This is a genomic window from Nocardia sp. NBC_01377 (assembly GCF_045040005.1).
GTDB classification, from domain to species: domain Bacteria; phylum Actinomycetota; class Actinomycetes; order Mycobacteriales; family Mycobacteriaceae; genus Nocardia; species Nocardia noduli.
Genome location: NZ_CP109566.1, coordinates 2107808 through 2124812 on the forward strand (window position 1 = coordinate 2107808; position 17005 = coordinate 2124812).

Genomic DNA, 17005 nt, shown 5'->3' on the forward strand with positions numbered 1-17005 from the left:
TATCCGGGCGTTGAACCGGCTGGTCGGTTGTGATCTCGACACGCGTTTCCCAGGCGCGGATGCGCGATCGCCGGGTCGTTGACTACCTTCGCGAGCATGGGTCTTGACGCACTTCCGGGAGCAGGCGAGACGATATCCCCGTCCGGGCACACCGGTCGCCGGGGCCGATTACGCGGCAGGCGGGTGCTGCGGGTGCCGGTGGTCACCCAGGCGGTCGGCCTGCTCGTCGCGGACCGGCAGGCGATGGCCGACACCATCGTCTCCGCCCCCACACCCCTGCAACCGATCGACCTCGCCGACGACGCGCGCGTCGCCGAGGTACTCGATCTCGCGGTCCGGGTCGGGGAGGTCGTGCTGGCTTCGGGGACCGGCGTGATCGACACCAGCGCCCAGGTCCGCTTCATCGCGGCCACCTACGGCCTGGCGCGCTGCGATATCGATGTCACCTACGACGCGATCCGCATCTGGGCCGATCGGGGCCCACGGTTACCGCCCGCGAGCACTATGCGGGTGGTGCACTACCGCTCGCTGGATTTCACCAGGCTCGCGGCCGTCGACCGGCTCACCCGCCGCATCCGCACCCAGGTCGTCGCCCCCCACGACGCTCGCGCCGCACTCGACGCCATCACCACCGCACCGCACCCCTACCACCGCTGGACCGCCACCTTCGGTTGGTCGCTGCTCGCCGCGGCCATCGGCGCGCTGCTCGGCGGCGGCTGGTTGGTTGCCGCGGTCAGTTTCGGCACCACCCTGCTCATCGACCGGGTGAACCGGGTACTCAACGGCTACGGTCTCCCGTTCTTCTTTCAACACGTGGCGGGTGGCGCCGTCGCGGCGACGCCCGCCATCATCCTGTCCACCTTCGCGGAACCACTCGGGATCACCGCCGATCCCACCCTGATCGTCGCCGCCGGGATCACCGTGCTGCTCAGTGGTCTGCAATTGGTCGGCGCGGTGCAGGACGCGATCACCGGCGCGCCCATCACCGCGTCGGCGCGACTGCTCGAGGTCATGATGATGACCGGCGGCATCGTCGCGGGCATCGTGTTCGCCCTCAGATTCGGACAGGTACTCGGCGCGACGGTGCCCTCCATCGAGATGAGCGTCGGGCGCGACATCACCGATCTACCGGTCAAACTGGTCGCGGGCGCGGTGGCTGCGTTCGCCTTCGCCCTGGCCTGCTACGCGGAACGACGCGCGCTGGCCGCGGCCGCGATGGGCGGCGCGGCGGGCATCATCTGCTTCCTGCTCGTCCAGCAGGCCGGATTCGGGCCGATCATCTCCTCCGCCGTCGCCGCCACCGTGGTCGGTCTGGCCGGTGGTCTGATGGCGCGACGGTCGTTGACGCCGCCACTCGTCGTCGCGGTCGCGGGCATCACGCCCCTGCTGCCTGGTCTGAAGGTGTACCGAGGGCTCTACGCCGTGCTCACCGACGAACTCCTGCTCGGGATCAATCAACTGCTCGCGGCCTTCGGCGTCGGCTGCGCGCTCGCGGCGGGCGTCACCCTCGGCGAATGGTTCGACCGCACCCAGTTGCGGCCGCGCATCCTGCGCCGATTCGGTTCGCTGCGCAGGCCGATCGTGCGCGGGCGCAGGCGCGCGTCCGCCGCGGGGTAGATCCCGGTTCGGGGCGGCACGTTCGTCCCGGACCGAACAACTGTGCGCGGGCGGTCGAACCGGTATGGTCGGTGCGACTGGTAAGGGTATCCATAGAAGATGCTCGCGGCGACGGTGAGGTGGTTCGGATATGTCGGATGAAATAGTGACGTTCTCCGCTGCGCTCCGTTCGGCGACCGCCCGGCAACACGCAGAGGCCGAGAATTCCTCGTTCATCGGCGAAATGCTCGGCGGGACGCTCGGCATCGCGTCCTACCACCGCTATACCGCCCAGCTGTGGTTCATCTACCGCGCGCTGGAATCGCACTGGGAGGTGCTCGCCGACGATCCGGTCGCCGGGCCGTTCATCCGGCCGGAACTGGCGAGGACACCCGAACTCGAGCGTGACCTCGCGCACCTGATCGGACCGCGTTGGCGCGACGAACTCACCGCGTTGCCCGCGACCACGGCCTACGCCGCGCGGATCGAGGAATGCGCACGACAGTGGCCCGCGGGCTATGTCGCCCACCACTACACCCGCTACCTCGGTGACCTGTCCGGCGGACAGGTGATCCGCGGTACCGCCGAGAAATTGTGGGATCTGCCGCGCCGCGGCGACGGCGTGCGGTTCTACGTCTTCGACGGCATCGACAACCCGGCCGCCTTCAAGCGCGAATACCGCCTGCTGCTCGACGGGTTGGCGGTCGACGACCTCGAACGCCGCCGCGTGATCGACGAGGGACAGCGGGCGTTCGCCCTGAACACCGCGGTCTTCGCCGAACTCGCCGTCGAATTCCCCGCCCGCCGTCCTTCCTGAGAGTGACGGGCCCTATCAGCCCGGGCCGTAGCTCAGGATCGCCATGATCACGATCCACACCACCCACGCGACCCCGATGACCATCCCGATGGTCAGCAACGTACGCATGAAGGCTCGGCCCATATCGATGTCACCGGCCTCGGTCGGATACAGCTTCCACGGGCTGTACCAGGGCGCCTGGATGAGCGGCGGTTTCGCGTCGCGCTCGGCCTGGGCCAACTCCTCGGCGTAGGCCTCGGCCTGCGCCTGCTGCGGGCCGCCGTGCCACAGGGTGATATCGATCGGCCCGATGAAGCCCTCGTGCAGCAACTCCTGCGGTGCGGGCAGATACGGCAGGATGCCGAGTCCGCGGAACGCGACCGCGACGTCGTTGGCCGTCCACAGATGCTTCTCCGACTCCGACAGCACCTCGAAATAGTGGCGCAGCCTGCCCGGATCGTTACCGAGGATGACATCGAAACTCGGGTCGTTCCACGCCTGCTGGATCTTCAGCTGCGCGCCGCGCAACGGAACGATGAGCGCCACGCCGTGGACCGCGCGCTGGCCCAGGCCGCGCGCGGCGAGCCAGTTCTGCAGGGCGAAAGTGTGCTCACGGGATTTGTCCAGCGGTGTGCGCCGGTCCCTGCCCTCCAGGGTCGCCGCTTCGCCGTCGATCGTCCACGGACCGTTGAGCGGAATATCCAGCACACCGTCCTGGCGCGCGGACAACGCCTCCGCCTCGATCACCACGCAACTGGTCGGCGTCCAGACCACCGCGTCGAACTGATGCAGTCGATCCTCGTGGAACAGACTGCAATTGATCGTCGCAACCCCGTGCGGGCTGCCCGGATCCTTCCAGGTGCGCAACCAGTCGATCAGTGCCCGTTCGGCATTCGTGCCTGCCGGGTTCTGCACTCGCACGAGCATTCGCGACCGCCCTTCACGTCGTCACTCGACAGTGCACAGGATACGAGCAATTCGGCCACCCGCGCCGCAGACACGGTTAAGCGGGCAGTTCGGCGGCCAGTTTTCCGGCCTGCACCGCGGCGACCAACTCGGCGTGATCGGCCTCGGTGCGGTCGGCGTAGCGGACCGCGAACGCGCTGACCGCGTCATCGAAACTCTCGTCGCCGTCGAGATATCCGGAGGTCGAGCGAGGATCGAGGGATCGCGAATGCGCCCGTGCCAGCAGCGCGCCCGCCAGCCTGCCGTAATCGTCGAGATCATCGGCGTCGAGTCCGGCCGGATCGATCGCGCCTTTGAGATTGCGGAACTGGCGCACGATGAACGGCAACTCCCGCTCGCCGAGCGCGATCGAGGTCCAGCCGAGCAGGATATCGGTCTCGGCTTGAACATGCCTGGCACCCTGGACGATTCGCTCGCCCTCGTGCCGCTCCGGACGCGGTGGCAGATACGGGGCCAGCGCCGAGGGGATGGACTGCTTCAGTTGCAGCACCAGCGATTCCCCGTCGTTGCCGTGCAGCAGCGCCACATAGCTGTGCAACCCGACGCTGCCGGTGCCGACGATACGGAAAGCGATGTCGGACACGGCGAATCGGGTGATCAGATTACGTCGCGACTCGCGCAGCGTGGCGACGTAGTGTTCGAGACCGTCGATCACCGCCTCGGCGACCTGCTCGTCCACGGCGGTGAGAACCGGGGGGTCGCTCACGAATCGATGTTTGCGGACACCGGTCTCGTGGTCATCGATATGCTCGGTCCACTTCGAGGCCACCTTGGCGCTGGTGTTCTTGCGCGCCTTCTTGGCCGCCTTCTTGAAATTGTCCAGCAGATCGTCGGCCTTGGCCGCGCTGAGCACCGACTCGTCCGGCAACGCGGTCCACGACTCCATGAACGGCATCTCGGCGAGCCGATCGATCGCGGTCCGGTAGGAGGTCGCCGCGTCACGCGCCGCGGCCCGGCAGGCGTCCTCGGCGACACCGGACTCCCGGCCGGCCAGCACGAGACTGGCGGCGAGACGTTCCAGGTCCCACTCCCACGGGCCGAGGATCGTCTCGTCGAAATCGTTGATATCCATGACGATTTCGCCGCGCTGGGTGCCGTACAGGCCGAAATTGGCGGCGTGGGCGTCGCCGCAGATCTGCGCGTCGAGCCCGCTCACCGGACTGTGCGCCAGATCGGCCGCCATCAACCCCGCCGCACCCCGGTAGAAGGTGAACGGTCCCGACATCATCCGGCCCACCCGCAACGGGACCAGATGCGGCAGCCGATCGGCATGGCTGGCCTCGAGGAATTCCAGCACCCCCGGCCGTCGCGGGCCGACGGCGCCGCGGTCGCGCGCGGTCACCGGGACACGCTCGCGCAGCGCGCGCCCACGAGCCCGCACCTCTTCGGCGGGGACGAAGTTCCGTAGGTCGCTACGGTCGCTACCACTGTCTGACACAGATCGGAACTCTAGCTGGGAGTTCTCGCGGTTGCCTACCGTCGGCGGCCGAGGCGTCGCTCAGGTCGTCGGGGTCGGGTCGGCCCTGCCGGCTCGCAGGGCGGGGTCGACGGGGGTGAGCGGGAGCAGCAGGGCGCCGGGGGCCGAGTCGGGCACCGCGGGACGGCCGGGCGGCACCGGGTCGATGCGGTGGTACGGGGCGCCGAGGGTCGGGCGCGGGTCGGGCTCGTCCTTGTTGGGCCAGAAGGCCATGGCGCGTTCGGCCTGAGCGGTGATGGTCAGCGACGGGTTGACGCCGAGGTTGGCCGTGACGGCCGAACCGTCGGCGATATGCAGGCCGGGGTGTCCGAATACCCGCTGGTATGGGTCGACGACGCCGGTGTCGGGGGTATCGCCGATGACGCAGCCGCCGATGTAGTGGGCGGTGGCCGGGATGTTGAACACGTCCATCACCAGACCGTGCGTATCGCCGTCGACCTTCGCGCCGAATCGGCGGCCGATGTCGTGGGCGAGGGGGATCCAGCTCGGATTCGGCTCGCCGCCACCCGCCCTGGTCTTCAGCAGTCCGCGCTTGCGGTAGGAGGTGAGCGAATTGTCCAGCGACTGCATCACGAGCAGGATCACCGATTTCTCCGAGGCGCGCCTGGCGTCGAGGCTGCGCGCGAACACCACCGGGTGCAACACCATCGCGAGCAGGAACCGCAGGAAGCGGAAAGCGCCGCCGTCCACGATCGGCACCGACATCGGGAACAGCGCGTTCTGTCCCTTGCCGTAGTGGCAGACCTCGACGTGGGTGTCGGCCTCGGGATGGATGGAGGAGGTGATCGCGATGCCCTCGGCGAAATCGGCGCGCGAACGGCTGACCACATTCAGGATGGCCTCGGAATTACTCCTGGTCAGCGCGCCCAGCCGCGGCGAGAGGTGGGGGAGCACCCGCTTGTCGCGCATCGTGTGCAGCAACTTCTGGGTGCCGAGCGCCGCGCCCGCGAAGACGACCTGCTCGGCGGTGAACGTGGTGCGCTGCTTGCGGATCCAGCGGTCCGAACGCTCGGTCCGCACCGCGTATCCGCCGCCGGGTAACGGCCTGACCTCGGTGGCTGTGGTCAGCGGATGTACTTCGGCGCCCGCCTGCTCGGCCAGGTACAGGTAATTCTTCGGGGTGGTGTTCTTCGCGTTGTGCGGGCAGCCGGTGAAGCACTGCGCGCAGTGCACGCAGCCGCGTCTGCGCGGGCCGACACCGCCGAAGTACGGGTCGTCGACCTCGGCGCCCGGATCGTCCTCGTTGAAGTACACCCCGACGCGGGTGGGGTGGAAGGTGTCACCGACTCCGAGATCGTCGGCGATCTCCCGGATGACCCGGTCGGCGGGGGTCATCCGCGGATTCGTCGTCACCCCGAGCATGCGCTGGGCCTGGTCGTAGTAGGGCGCGAGTTCGTCACGCCAGTCGGTGATGTGTGCCCACTGCCGGTCGGTGTAGAAATTCGGCAGCGGTTCGTAGAGCGTGTTGCCGTAGATGAGCGAGCCGCCGCCCACACCGGCGCCCGAGAAAACCGCGCATTTGCCGAGGACGCTGATGCGCTGGGTGCCGGTGAGGCCCAGGCGCGGCGCCCAGATGGATTTGCGCACATTCCAGTTGGTGCGCGGCAGCTCCTCCGGATCCCAGCGCCTGCCCGCCTCGAGTACGCCGACCCGGTACCCCTTCTCGGTCAGCCGCAGCGCGCTCACGCTGCCGCCGAATCCGGAACCGATCACCACCACGTCGTAGTCGTATGCGGTCATGGGCTTCCTCCCGTTCGGCTGACAGGCCAGCTGAGATGGTTTCACAGTCATTCTTTCACCACGTCGAATGTGACATAACCCGTCGATCCGGGCGGATTCCGCGAGGGAGTAGGCGCGCCCGGATGGCGGTGGCCGGGGGCGGTGCGGTATGCACTGGGCTGTGACAACCGAACCGGGAACGACGGAACCGCACGGGGACGCCGACGCGCCCACCGGCATCCGGGCCGTATTCGCCGACCGCGTACTGACCGTCCCGAACGTGCTGAGCGTGCTGCGGCTGCTCAGCATTCCCCTGTTCCTGTGGTTGCTGCTGGTCGTGCGAGCCGACGGCTGGGCGTTCGCCCTGCTGATCGCCAGCCCGGTCACCGACTTCCTCGACGGCAAACTGGCCAGGCTGCTCGACCAGTCCTCGCGCCTGGGCGCGCTGCTCGATCCGTTGGTGGACCGGCTGTACCTGGTGACGACGCTGGTCGCCTTCGTCATCCGCGGGCTCATCCCGTGGTGGGTGGCGGTGATCCTGGTCGGACGCGATCTGGTGCTCACCCTGACCCTGGGCGTCTACCGGCGCCGCGACCTGGAACCGCCCGAGGTGATCTATCTGGGCAAAGCGGCGACGTTCGCGCTGATGTCGGCGCTGCCGTGGCTGCTGGCCGGAGAGATGGACTGGCCGCTGGACGGTTTCGGTCGTGCCTTCGGCGGCGCCTTCCTGATCTGGGGTACCGCGGTCTACGTCTGGACGGGTCTGCTGTACCTGGGCAAAGCGGTCGCGGTGGCGCGTGCGATACCGGCTGTGCCACAGCGCTCCCCGTAACCGAGGCGTCGGGTCGGCCCGACGGTCCGGTCTCGAATAGAGTTGCGTGCGACCTTGACGAAGAAAGGACGGCCTTGTGACCCAGACCCCCGAGGATCTGCGCTACACCGAGGAGCACGAATGGGTGCGCCGGATCGGCCCGACGATAGTCCGGGTCGGCATCACCGACTACGCCCAGTCACAGCTCGGTGACGTCGTGTTCGTGCAGCTGCCGGACGCGGACAAGGACGTCGCCTCGGGAGACAGCATCGCCGAGGTGGAATCGACCAAGAGCGTTTCCGATATCTACGCCCCGTTGACCGCGAAAGTCGTTGCGGTGAACGAGGAACTGACGCAGTCACCGGAGTCGCTGAACAGCGATCCCTACGGTGACGGATGGCTGTTCGAATTGGAGGTCGCCGACGCCGCCGGCCTCGACGACACGCTTGCCGACCTGCTGGATGCCGCGGGTTATCAAGGAGTTATCGGGGGCTGAATCAGCCTTCCCTGTTCTACCTGCACGGGCACGGCCCGGCAGGGTACGGTCAATGCCAACAGAGTCCGGCGGTCGATGCCGGTGTTCTCGTGACACGACGTGTCGTGTCAATGAAGGCATCACCTGCTTGTATGGATAATCAGGTTCGAGGAGGAGAGAAACGGTGAGCGAGAACAAAGACCCGGGTTACCAGGAGACCGCGGCCGAGACGACGTCGGTCTTCCGCGCGGATTTCCTGAACGAGGTCGACGCGTCGCGCTCCGCAGAGCCGACCGGCGAACAGCCGGTCCAAGGGGTCGAGGGACTGCCCGTCGGTGCGGCCCTCCTGGTCGTCAAACGTGGTCCGAACGCGGGCTCGCGGTTCCTGCTCGATCAGCCGACCACGTCGGCCGGTCGTCACCCCGACAGTGACATCTTTCTCGACGACGTCACTGTCAGTCGTCGGCACGCCGAGTTCCGGCAGGACGACGACACGTTCCAGGTCGTGGATGTGGGCAGCTTGAACGGCACCTATGTGAATCGGGAGCCGGTCGACTCCTCGGAACTGCAGAACGGTGACGAGGTTCAGATCGGAAAGTTCCGGCTCGTCTTCCTGACCGGTCCGCGCGCGCAGGTCAACGAGCCGTCGGCGGGTGCGGGCTCGCTATGAGCACGCGCGACGAGTGAATCGGATGCCTGCGCACGGCGCGCGTGACGCCGCCGAGCGCAGGCCGGGTGGAGACAATCGGGGCAGTGACAAGGGCGGGACGGTGTCGGCGATCATGAAAGGCTCGGCACTGTGACAGGTGCGGCGCAGTGGGCGCGCGGAGGTATGTCCATCGGCTCCGTCCTGGATCTGCTGCGTCCCGACTTTCCCGATGTCACCATCTCGAAGATCCGCTTCCTCGAGGCCGAGGGCCTGATCCGGCCCGAACGGACTCCGTCGGGATACCGCAGGTTCTCGGTCGCCGACTGCGAACGGCTGCGGTTCGTGCTGACCGCGCAGCGAGATCAGTACCTGCCGTTGAAGGTCATCAAGGAACAACTCGAGGCCATCGACAGCGGTGCGGCGACGCTCGGTTTCCGTGAGGCGCGGGCCAGGGCCGTCGGTGGCGGCGGCGTCGAGCCGGTGCGGTCGGACGATTCCGGACACCCGGCCGAATCGGGCGACCGTTCCGCTCGGGTTGCGGGTCACGCGCCACCCCGTAGGCTCGGCGTCGTGCCCGGTGAGATTTCACCCGACGAACTGCGGTTCGATCACGAAATCCGGCTCACTCGTGCCGATCTGCTCCAGCAGGCGGCGATCGACGAGAAATTCCTCAACGACCTGATCCGCGCGAATCTGATCGTTCCCGGCGCCGCCGGGTTCTTCGACTCCGAAGCGGTCACGTTGGCCCGAACGGCCAAGGCGATGGCCGAATTCGGCTTGGAGGCACGGCATTTGCGCGCCTTCAAGCTGGCGGCCGACCGCGAGGCGGCCCTGGTGGCGCAGATCGTCGCGCCGATCGCCAAGAGTCGTGACGCCGGTGCGAGGGCACGGGCCGAGGAGACCGCGCGTGAGCTCGCGGCCCTGTCCCTGACCTTGCACACGTGCCTGGTCAAGGCGTCGGTGCGCAATTCGCTCGGCGGCTGAACGGCGCTGCCGATCCCACCTCGCGGGACGCGGTCGCGCACCGCGCGGTCGAGGCCGGGTCCCCGCGTGTATTCCACCGTGACAACACGCCGGTTTCGGCTCCGTACACCGATCGCAGCACTGCTCCGAGTTCGCTTAGACTCGGTATTACGGCGAGCTCCGCAGCGGTCATGCCGGGCGGCCGGCGAGTATGGGAGGCAGTGCGATGAGTGAGATGCGCGTAATCGGCATTCGTGTCGAGCAGCCGCAGAACCAGCCCGTGCTCTTGCTGCGCGAAGTGTCCGGGGACCGGTATCTGCCGATCTGGATCGGGCAGGCCGAGGCGACGGCGATCGTGCTGGAGCAGGAGGGGGTGACCCCGATCCGCCCGCTGACTCACGATCTGATCAAGATCTTGATCGCCGAGCTCGGGCGCACCCTCAAGGAAGTGCGGATCGTGGATCTACAGGAGGGCACCTTCTACGCGGATCTGGTGTTCGACAACGAGTTGACCATCTCCGCGCGTCCCTCCGATTCGGTTGCGATCGCCTTGCGGGTCGGTTGCCCGATCTACGCCGAAGAGGCGGTGCTGGAGGAGGCGGGGCTGGTGATGCCGGACGAGCGCGAGGACGAGGTGGAGAAGTTCAAGGAGTTCCTCGAGTCGGTTTCGCCCGATGATTTCAAGGCAACCGATAGCTGAACGGTATGGCTATCTTCTTGCCCTGAACTACAGGTCGAGACTTTTACCGCGCGTCGCGTTTGGATCGATGATGCTGCTCCCAGGAGAATCAGTGGGAGTAATCTCGATAGTTGGGCCATGTCCGTTACGGCGGGTTGATGGTCGTCACGGAGCCGGGTCATCGATGAGGCAAGGCGTCGGCGAAGCAAGGGAGTGGTCAGTGGCAGAGCAATCGCAGGATGTGGTACAGCCAGGCCTGTTCCCGGATGATTCGGTACCCGATGATCTAGTCGGCTATCGCGTCCCCAGCGCGTGTCAGGTGGCAGGCATCACCTACCGGCAGCTCGATTACTGGGCGCGCACCGGACTGGTCGTGCCCTCGATTCGCGGCGCGGCGGGATCCGGCAGTCAGCGGCTGTACTCGTTCAAGGACATATTGGTCCTGAAGATCGTGAAGCGACTGCTCGACGCGGGCATCTCGCTACAGAACATCCGGATCGCGGTGGATCACCTGCGCAGCCGGGGCGTTCAGGATCTGGCGGGTATCACCCTGTTCTCCGACGGCACCTCGGTCTACGAGTGCGCCTCGCCCGAGGAAGTCGTCGATTTACTGCAGGGCGGTCAGGGCGTCTTCGGTATCGCGGTCAGCGGCGCCATGCGTGAGCTGACGGGCGCGATCGCGAATTTCCCCGCCGAACGAGCGGTATCGGCGACCGAGCGGCCGGAGGACGAACTGGCCTACCGGCGCAAGGCGCGGATGAACGCCAAAACCGGCTAGATCCGGTTCGGACCGTCCCGGATGTCACCGGGGCGGTCTTTCTGTCGTGATCGCCCTCGCGGCATCGAGTGACGAGGGCGACACAGACCTGGAGGCCGTGTTCGGCGGCCCTTCCGCATAAACTGGGCGATGCGTCGCCGCCGTGCGGGAGAGTTCCGGTCTCGACATGAGTCCGGGCGCCGAAGGAGCAGCACCTCCCCGTCAATCTCTCAGGCAACCGGACCGTACGGGCTTCGGCGCCTCTGGAAAGCGGTGGCCGCGTGCCGCCCGCCCATGGGGAAAGGGACGACAGGTCCCGAATCTCTCAGGCTCCACGACAGAGGGGGAGGGCTGGTACCCGTCGGCCACGTGGTCGACCCGCCCGACCCTTGGAGCTGACGTGACTCGATCTTTCGCCGACCGCCATATCGGACCGGACCGGGCGGAACTCGCCCGAATGCTGCCGGTGGTCGGCGTCGGCTCACTGGACGACCTGGCGACGGCCGCGATCCCCGCGCGCATTCTCGACGACACCGCCACCGCCCTGGCCGGGTTGCCCGCCGCCCTGACCGAACACGAGGTGCTCGCCGAACTGACGGCGCTGGCCCACTCCAATACGGTGGCCACGTCGATGATCGGGCTCGGGTACTACGACACGCTCACCCCGCCCGTCCTGGTGCGCAGTCTGCTGGAGAATCCGGCCTGGTACACCGCGTACACCCCGTATCAGCCCGAGATCAGTCAGGGCAGGCTCGAGGCGCTGCTCAATTTCCAGACCATGGTGTCGGATCTGACCGGAATGGATGTCGCGAACGCGTCCATGCTGGACGAGGCGACCGCTGCCGCCGAGGCGATGACGCTGCTGCGTCGCGCGGGTAGGTCGAAATCCACCAGGCTGCTCATCGACACCGATCTGTTCCCGCAGACCAGAACCGTGCTCGAGACCCGGGCCGAACCGCTCGGCATCGAACTCGTGGCGGCGGATCTGTCCTCGGGCGCGCTGCCCGACGGTGATTTCTTCGGTGTGCTCGTGCAGGCACCGGGGGCGTCGGGCCGCGTGGTCGATTGGCGCGAGGTCGTCGCGGCGGGCCACGAGCGCGGCGCACTCGTCGCGGTCGGCGCGGATCTGCTGGCGCTGACACTGATCACCTCGCCGGGCGAGCAGGGCGCGGATGTCTGTTTCGGCACCACCCAGCGTTTCGGCGTCCCGCTCGGTTTCGGCGGCCCGCACGCCGGTTACCTCGCGGTGCGGCAGGCCTTCGCGCGTCAACTGCCGGGACGGCTGGTCGGCGTCTCGGTCGACGCCGATGGGGATCCGGCCTACCGGCTCGCGTTGCAGACCCGTGAGCAGCACATTCGCCGAGAGAAGGCCACGTCGAACATCTGTACCGCACAGGTGCTGCTGGCCATCGTCGCCGCGATGTACGCCAGCTACCACGGCGCCGACGGGCTGCGCGCGATCGCGCGCCGGGTGCACGCGCACGCGGCGGCCGTCGCCGCGGGACTCGGCGGCGCGCTCGTGCACGGCGATTTCTTCGACACCGTGCTCGCCCACGTGCCGGGCGGCGCGGAAGCCGTTGTCGCCAAGGCCAAATCGCGCGGTATCAATCTGCGTCTGGTCGATGCCGATCACGTCGGCATCGCCTGTGACGAGGCGACGACCACCGCGCACATCACGGCCGTACTCGAATCCTTCGGCACCGCGCGCTCATTGGACGCGGCGGCACCGGCGCAGAGTCCTGGCGCCGCGATCGAGACCCGAACCACCGAATTCCTGACCCACCCGGCGTTCACCAGCTATCACACGGAAACCGCGATGCTGCGGTACCTGCGCAGGCTCTCGGACAAGGATATCGCCCTGGACCGCAGCATGATTCCGCTCGGATCGTGCACCATGAAACTCAACGCGACCGCGGAGATGGAGCCCATCACCTGGCCCGGATTCGCGCGTGTTCACCCCTACGCGCCGGTCGAGGACGCGCCGGGTCTGCTGAAGGTCGTCTCCGATCTGGAGAACTGGCTGGCCGAGATCACCGGCTACGACGCGGTGAGCCTGCAACCGAACGCGGGTAGCCAGGGCGAGTACGCGGGCCTGCTCGCCATCCGCCGCTACCACCTCGATCGCGGCGACGCGCACCGCGACACCTGCCTGATCCCGTCCAGCGCGCACGGCACCAACGCGGCCTCGGCGGCCATGGTCGGCATGCGGGTCGAGGTGGTCCGGTGCCGCGACAACGGCGACGTCGATCTGGACGACCTGCGCGCCAAGATCGCCGACCACGCCGAACGGCTGTCGTGCATCATGATCACCTACCCGTCCACGCACGGTGTCTACGAACACGAGGTCGCCGAGTTGTGCGCCCTGGTGCACGAGGCGGGCGGCCAGGTCTACGTCGACGGCGCGAATCTGAACGCGCTGGTCGGACTGGCGCGCCCCGGACATTTCGGCGGGGACGTCAGCCACTTGAATCTGCACAAGACCTTCTGCATCCCGCACGGCGGAGGCGGTCCCGGCGTCGGTCCGGTCGCCGTGCGCTCGCATCTGACCAGGTACCTGCCCGGCGACCCGCTGGAATCCGGTTCGCACGCGGTGTCGGCGGCGAAATACGGTTCGGCCTCGATCCTGCCGATCACCTGGGCCTACATCCGGATGATGGGAGCCGACGGCCTGCGTCGCGCCACCTTGTCGGCCATCGCCTCGGCCAACTACATCGCGCGCAGGCTCGACGAGTACTTCCCGGTGCTCTACACCGGCGACAACGGCATGGTCGCGCACGAATGCATCCTGGATCTGCGCGAGATCACCAAACGGACCGGCGTGACCGTCGACGACGTGGCCAAACGTCTGGCCGACTACGGCTTCCACGCGCCGACCATGAGCTTCCCGGTCGCGGGCACGCTGATGGTCGAGCCGACCGAGAGCGAGAACCTCGCCGAGATCGATGAATTCGTCGAGGCGATGATCGCGATCCGCGCGGAGATCGATCAGGTCGCCGCCGGTGTCTGGCCGGTCACCGACAATCCGTTGCGCGGCTCGCCGCACACCGCGGCCAGCCTGGTCGGGGAGTGGAATCACCCCTACAGCCGCGAGACCGCGGTCTACCCGCGCGGTCTCACGCACGCGCGGGCCAAGGTGTGGCCCTCGGTGCGGCGTATCGACGGTGCCTACGGCGACCGCAACCTGGTGTGCTCCTGCCCGCCGCCGGAGGCCTACGCCGACTGAACGCGCTAGGGACTGGTCAGGGCTTTCACCACCGTGCTGGCGAAGGTGAGGTTGTCGGAGGTGGCGACCCGGGTGTACGTGCCGCCCGTCTTCTCGGCGAGATCCCGCATGGTTTCGGTGGCGGTACCGCCGATGACGACGATATCGATGCGCACCGGCCGGGATTTGTCGGTGGCGGCGGCGATATCGGCGAGCAGTTGCGCGCCGGTCATGCTGGAATCGTCGTCGGGGCCGTCGGTGACGACGAGCAGCGAATTGGTCCGGCCCGCCGCGTAGTTCGCGATCGCGGCCCGGTAGGCGGCCAGCACGGTCGGGTAGGCCTGATCGGTGCGGCTGTCACTGGCGCGCACCTTGCCGAGCGCGGTGTCGATGGCGGTGCGCTGGGTGGTGGTGAGCGGCGCGGTCGAGGCGAGCACGTCATAGGGTTTGGCCCCGTCGAGGTTCTCGGCGAAGGTCCACACTCCCAGGCCGAAATCCGGCGGCATCACGTTCATGGTGGAACGCAGCGCGCCGAGACTGTTGGAAAGCCTGGTGCCCGAACCCTCCGAGGTCGACATCGAGGCCGAGATATCGAGCACCACCGTCGACTGCACGCCGAGGACCGGATCGGCGAGGGTCGCGGCGACCTTGTCGAGCGCCTCGCGCGAAGCGCCGGTCCCCGTCGCGGTCGTCGGCGGCACGGTGAAACCGGCGTCGGTGAGCAGCGTCGCCTGTTGCGGCGCGCGCAGGTATTCGGCGAACACGCTCGCGATCAGATTCTGGGTCTGGTCCACCCACGATCCCGACATCATCGCGGCGGGATGGTCGGCGACCGGCGCCGCTCCCGCCGGTCGATAGGCGACCAGGCCCGGCCGGGTCCGCAGTTGCTGTTCGGTAGCGGCTACCGCGTGGATATCGGCCTTCTGCTGCGGCAGCGCCGTCGCGATGGCGTCGAGCGCGTCGCCGGTGCTCGTCGCCTGCGGTGCGCCCGCGGCCAATCCGGAGACCGCCGCGACGACCTGGCCGGACTGCGCGGCCTCTGTGGTGAGCGGATCGGTGCCGGAGACCGTCGCGGCGACCGCCGCCGCCGCGGCCACGGTGGCGTCACCCTCGGGCAGCGCCATGCGCAGGCCACCCCAGTCGGAGAGCCCGATCTGGTCGAGTGAGCCCTGTTGCAGCGTGGGCAGATCGCTCCAGGCGACCTGCGCCTGCTCCATCGACTGCCGCAGTTCCTCGGTGACCGCCAGCGCGACGGGACTGGCCGCGACGGAGGTCGGCTCACCCTCGATCAGTCCGGGCACCCGTGTCGCCTCGATGGAACGCGAGGAGGTCGGGATCCACAGCGCCGGCTGTGGTCCGAGCGTGCCGTTCCACACTCCGCCCGCGATGAAACCGGCGCTGATCGACGCGGTGGGGCGCGCCGTGACCAGCACCTTCGCGCAGTGGTCGCGGATCTGCGGCGCGGTCGCGTTGTATCGGTCCGCGATCGCGCGCACCGGCGCTTCGATATCGGGGTCGACGGTGACGAACAGCGTCGATTCGCCTTCGACGCATTCGGCCGCCGCCGCGCTGTCGCGGTCGGTGGCGCGATCCCGGAACTGGAACCAGGCGAAGACGGCTACCACCAGCAGCACGACTGTCACCGCTGCGATAACCGGACCTTTGCTGACGCCTCGGGAGTTGATTCCGCTGCGATGAGTGCCCACGACGGTCAGTGTATGTTCACGTCGACCGGTGCTCTACGGGGAGGCCCAGGTCATCGGTACGGGCGGGTACGGGCCGCCGCCGCGCGCTCGCGCGAGGACGGCGGCCCGCCGCGCCGCGAGTCGTCTCACTCGCGGATGACCCGCCCGCGATCGAATTCGTGCCCGCCCCAGACGCCGGATTGTCCGGTGCCGGAGGCGAATTCGCCGCAGGCCGTGCGGATCGGGCACCCGGCGCAGATCTCTCGGGCGTACTCGAAATCCTGCGACGGGTACGGAAACCAGGCCTCGTGATTCGGGTCGCCCCGGCACGCGGCGCGGTGCCACTCTCGGCTGTCCGAAACCGGGAGCAGGTCGACGAGCGTCAACTCGTCGGTGCGGGTCGGCTGGGTACGGACGGTCATATCCTTGCTCCTCTCGGATCGGTCAGGTGGTGGCCAACTGCTTCCAGACGCGGCGCTGCCGCTTGGCCAGGTGGTCGGGGGCCTTGGGCTGCCACAGCAACCGCATGCCCGCTTCCTCCGGGGTCCGGTCGGCCTTGGCCGAATTGCACGGCGCGCAGCAGGCGACCAGATTGCTCCAGGTGTTCGGGCCGCCCCGGCTGCGCGGTCGGATGTGGTCGACGGTGCGGGCCCAGTTCGCGCAGTACCCGCAGCGGTGGTTGTCGCGGCGCAGCACGCCGGCCAGGGTGGCGCGGCTCTCGTCGTGGACGAGCACGGTGTGCTCGATGTAGACGTAGCGCAGCAGGCGGATCGTCTCCGGCAGCGCGATCTCCAGATCCTTGGACCGGATCGGGAAGTAGGGCTCGTGGTCGGCGATCGATTCCGCGGCGCCGCTGGTCACCAGTACCACGGCACGGTCGGCGCCGATCTCGTCGAGCGCCTCGTAGGACGCGTTCAGGACGAGGACGCCGGTGTGTATCCAGTTGGACGCGGTCAACGCCACCCGATCGGTGGCATGGCGGAATATCATGGGGATCACCATGTTTCGTGAAGAGCAGCGGATATTGCCGGGGGAACGGCTTCGGTCAGCGACCGGACCGGAGGTGGCCGGATACCGGATCCGCCAGGCCGATCACGTTCGGGTTCTGTGAATTCGACAAGCCACCTCCTCCTCTCCTGATGCTCGAAAAGATCACCCCGCTGATCGGGGTGATCGTCGATGAATTACATGGTGGCACACGGATCGTGCCGTTGTCGGCCCATTTATTTC

15 protein-coding genes and 1 riboswitch are annotated in these 17005 nt (G+C 67.8%); of the genes, 9 read left to right on the forward strand and 6 right to left on the reverse strand.

The genetic code is table 11. The annotated features are described in order from the left end of the window. Window positions 1-96 precede the first annotated feature (96 nt). On the forward strand, window positions 97-1617 hold the full coding sequence (locus OG225_RS09545; protein ID WP_405181339.1) for a threonine/serine exporter ThrE family protein: 1521 nt from the start codon (window positions 97-99) through the stop codon (window positions 1615-1617). Between the two features lie 130 nt (window positions 1618-1747). After that, a complete protein-coding gene (locus OG225_RS09550; protein WP_405181340.1) occupies window positions 1748-2413 on the forward strand; it encodes a heme oxygenase (biliverdin-producing) in 666 nt (221 codons plus the stop codon). Between the two features lie 15 nt (window positions 2414-2428). On the opposite strand, the gene OG225_RS09555 is transcribed toward OG225_RS09550, so the two are convergent. The 3 genes from OG225_RS09555 to OG225_RS09565 form a co-directional block, all read right to left on the reverse strand. Further along, a complete protein-coding gene (locus tag OG225_RS09555) occupies window positions 2429-3307 on the reverse strand; it encodes a nuclease-related domain-containing protein (RefSeq protein WP_405181341.1) in 879 nt (292 codons plus the stop codon). Between the two features lie 88 nt (window positions 3308-3395). Next, window positions 3396-4796 carry a DUF2252 domain-containing protein gene (locus OG225_RS09560; RefSeq protein WP_405181342.1) on the reverse strand — a complete coding sequence of 467 codons (1401 nt, stop codon included), beginning with the start codon at window positions 4794-4796 and terminating at the stop codon, window positions 3396-3398. A 60-nt stretch (window positions 4797-4856) separates the two neighbouring features. Continuing rightward, a complete protein-coding gene (locus OG225_RS09565; protein ID WP_405181343.1) occupies window positions 4857-6575 on the reverse strand; it encodes a GMC oxidoreductase in 1719 nt (572 codons plus the stop codon). A 217-nt stretch (window positions 6576-6792) separates the two neighbouring features. On the opposite strand from OG225_RS09565, the gene OG225_RS09570 reads away from it, so the two are divergent. From OG225_RS09570 to gcvP, 7 genes are all read left to right on the forward strand, one after another. Then, the gene (locus OG225_RS09570; protein WP_308165136.1) at window positions 6793-7386 is read left to right on the forward strand and encodes a CDP-alcohol phosphatidyltransferase family protein; all 594 of its coding nucleotides are present in this window, start codon (window positions 6793-6795) and stop codon (window positions 7384-7386) included. 76 nt (window positions 7387-7462) lie between these two features. Then, window positions 7463-7861 (forward strand): glycine cleavage system protein GcvH, encoded by a 399-nt coding sequence (gcvH, locus tag OG225_RS09575; RefSeq protein ID WP_216906688.1) that lies wholly within the window; start codon window positions 7463-7465, stop codon window positions 7859-7861. A 163-nt stretch (window positions 7862-8024) separates the two neighbouring features. Continuing rightward, complete coding sequence (locus tag OG225_RS09580) at window positions 8025-8510, forward strand: FHA domain-containing protein (RefSeq protein ID WP_109524280.1); 486 nt, start codon at window positions 8025-8027, stop codon at window positions 8508-8510. A 162-nt stretch (window positions 8511-8672) separates the two neighbouring features. Further along, entirely contained in the window at window positions 8673-9473 is an 801-nt protein-coding gene (locus OG225_RS09585; protein ID WP_405181344.1) for a MerR family transcriptional regulator, read from the forward strand. A 205-nt stretch (window positions 9474-9678) separates the two neighbouring features. Further along, the gene (locus tag OG225_RS09590; protein WP_405181345.1) at window positions 9679-10152 is read left to right on the forward strand and encodes a bifunctional nuclease family protein; all 474 of its coding nucleotides are present in this window, start codon (window positions 9679-9681) and stop codon (window positions 10150-10152) included. 163 nt (window positions 10153-10315) lie between these two features. Further along, entirely contained in the window at window positions 10316-10909 is a 594-nt protein-coding gene (locus OG225_RS09595) for a MerR family transcriptional regulator (RefSeq protein WP_109524283.1), read from the forward strand. A 135-nt stretch (window positions 10910-11044) separates the two neighbouring features. Beyond that, a riboswitch (glycine riboswitch) is annotated at window positions 11045-11144 on the forward strand. A 201-nt stretch (window positions 11145-11345) separates the two neighbouring features. Continuing rightward, entirely contained in the window at window positions 11346-14111 is a 2766-nt protein-coding gene (gene gcvP / locus OG225_RS09600; protein ID WP_405183228.1) for an aminomethyl-transferring glycine dehydrogenase, read from the forward strand. A gap of 5 nt (window positions 14112-14116) precedes the next feature. Here the strand turns inward: gcvP and OG225_RS09605 are convergent, their stop codons facing one another. The 3 genes from OG225_RS09605 to OG225_RS09615 form a co-directional block, all read right to left on the reverse strand. Next, the gene (locus tag OG225_RS09605) at window positions 14117-15796 is read right to left on the reverse strand and encodes a VWA domain-containing protein (protein ID WP_405181346.1); all 1680 of its coding nucleotides are present in this window, start codon (window positions 15794-15796) and stop codon (window positions 14117-14119) included. Between the two features lie 125 nt (window positions 15797-15921). Next, entirely contained in the window at window positions 15922-16197 is a 276-nt protein-coding gene (locus tag OG225_RS09610) for a WhiB family transcriptional regulator (RefSeq protein WP_109524287.1), read from the reverse strand. Between the two features lie 22 nt (window positions 16198-16219). Next, complete coding sequence (locus OG225_RS09615) at window positions 16220-16765, reverse strand: HNH endonuclease (protein ID WP_216906697.1); 546 nt, start codon at window positions 16763-16765, stop codon at window positions 16220-16222. Between the last annotated feature and the right edge of the window lie 240 nt (window positions 16766-17005).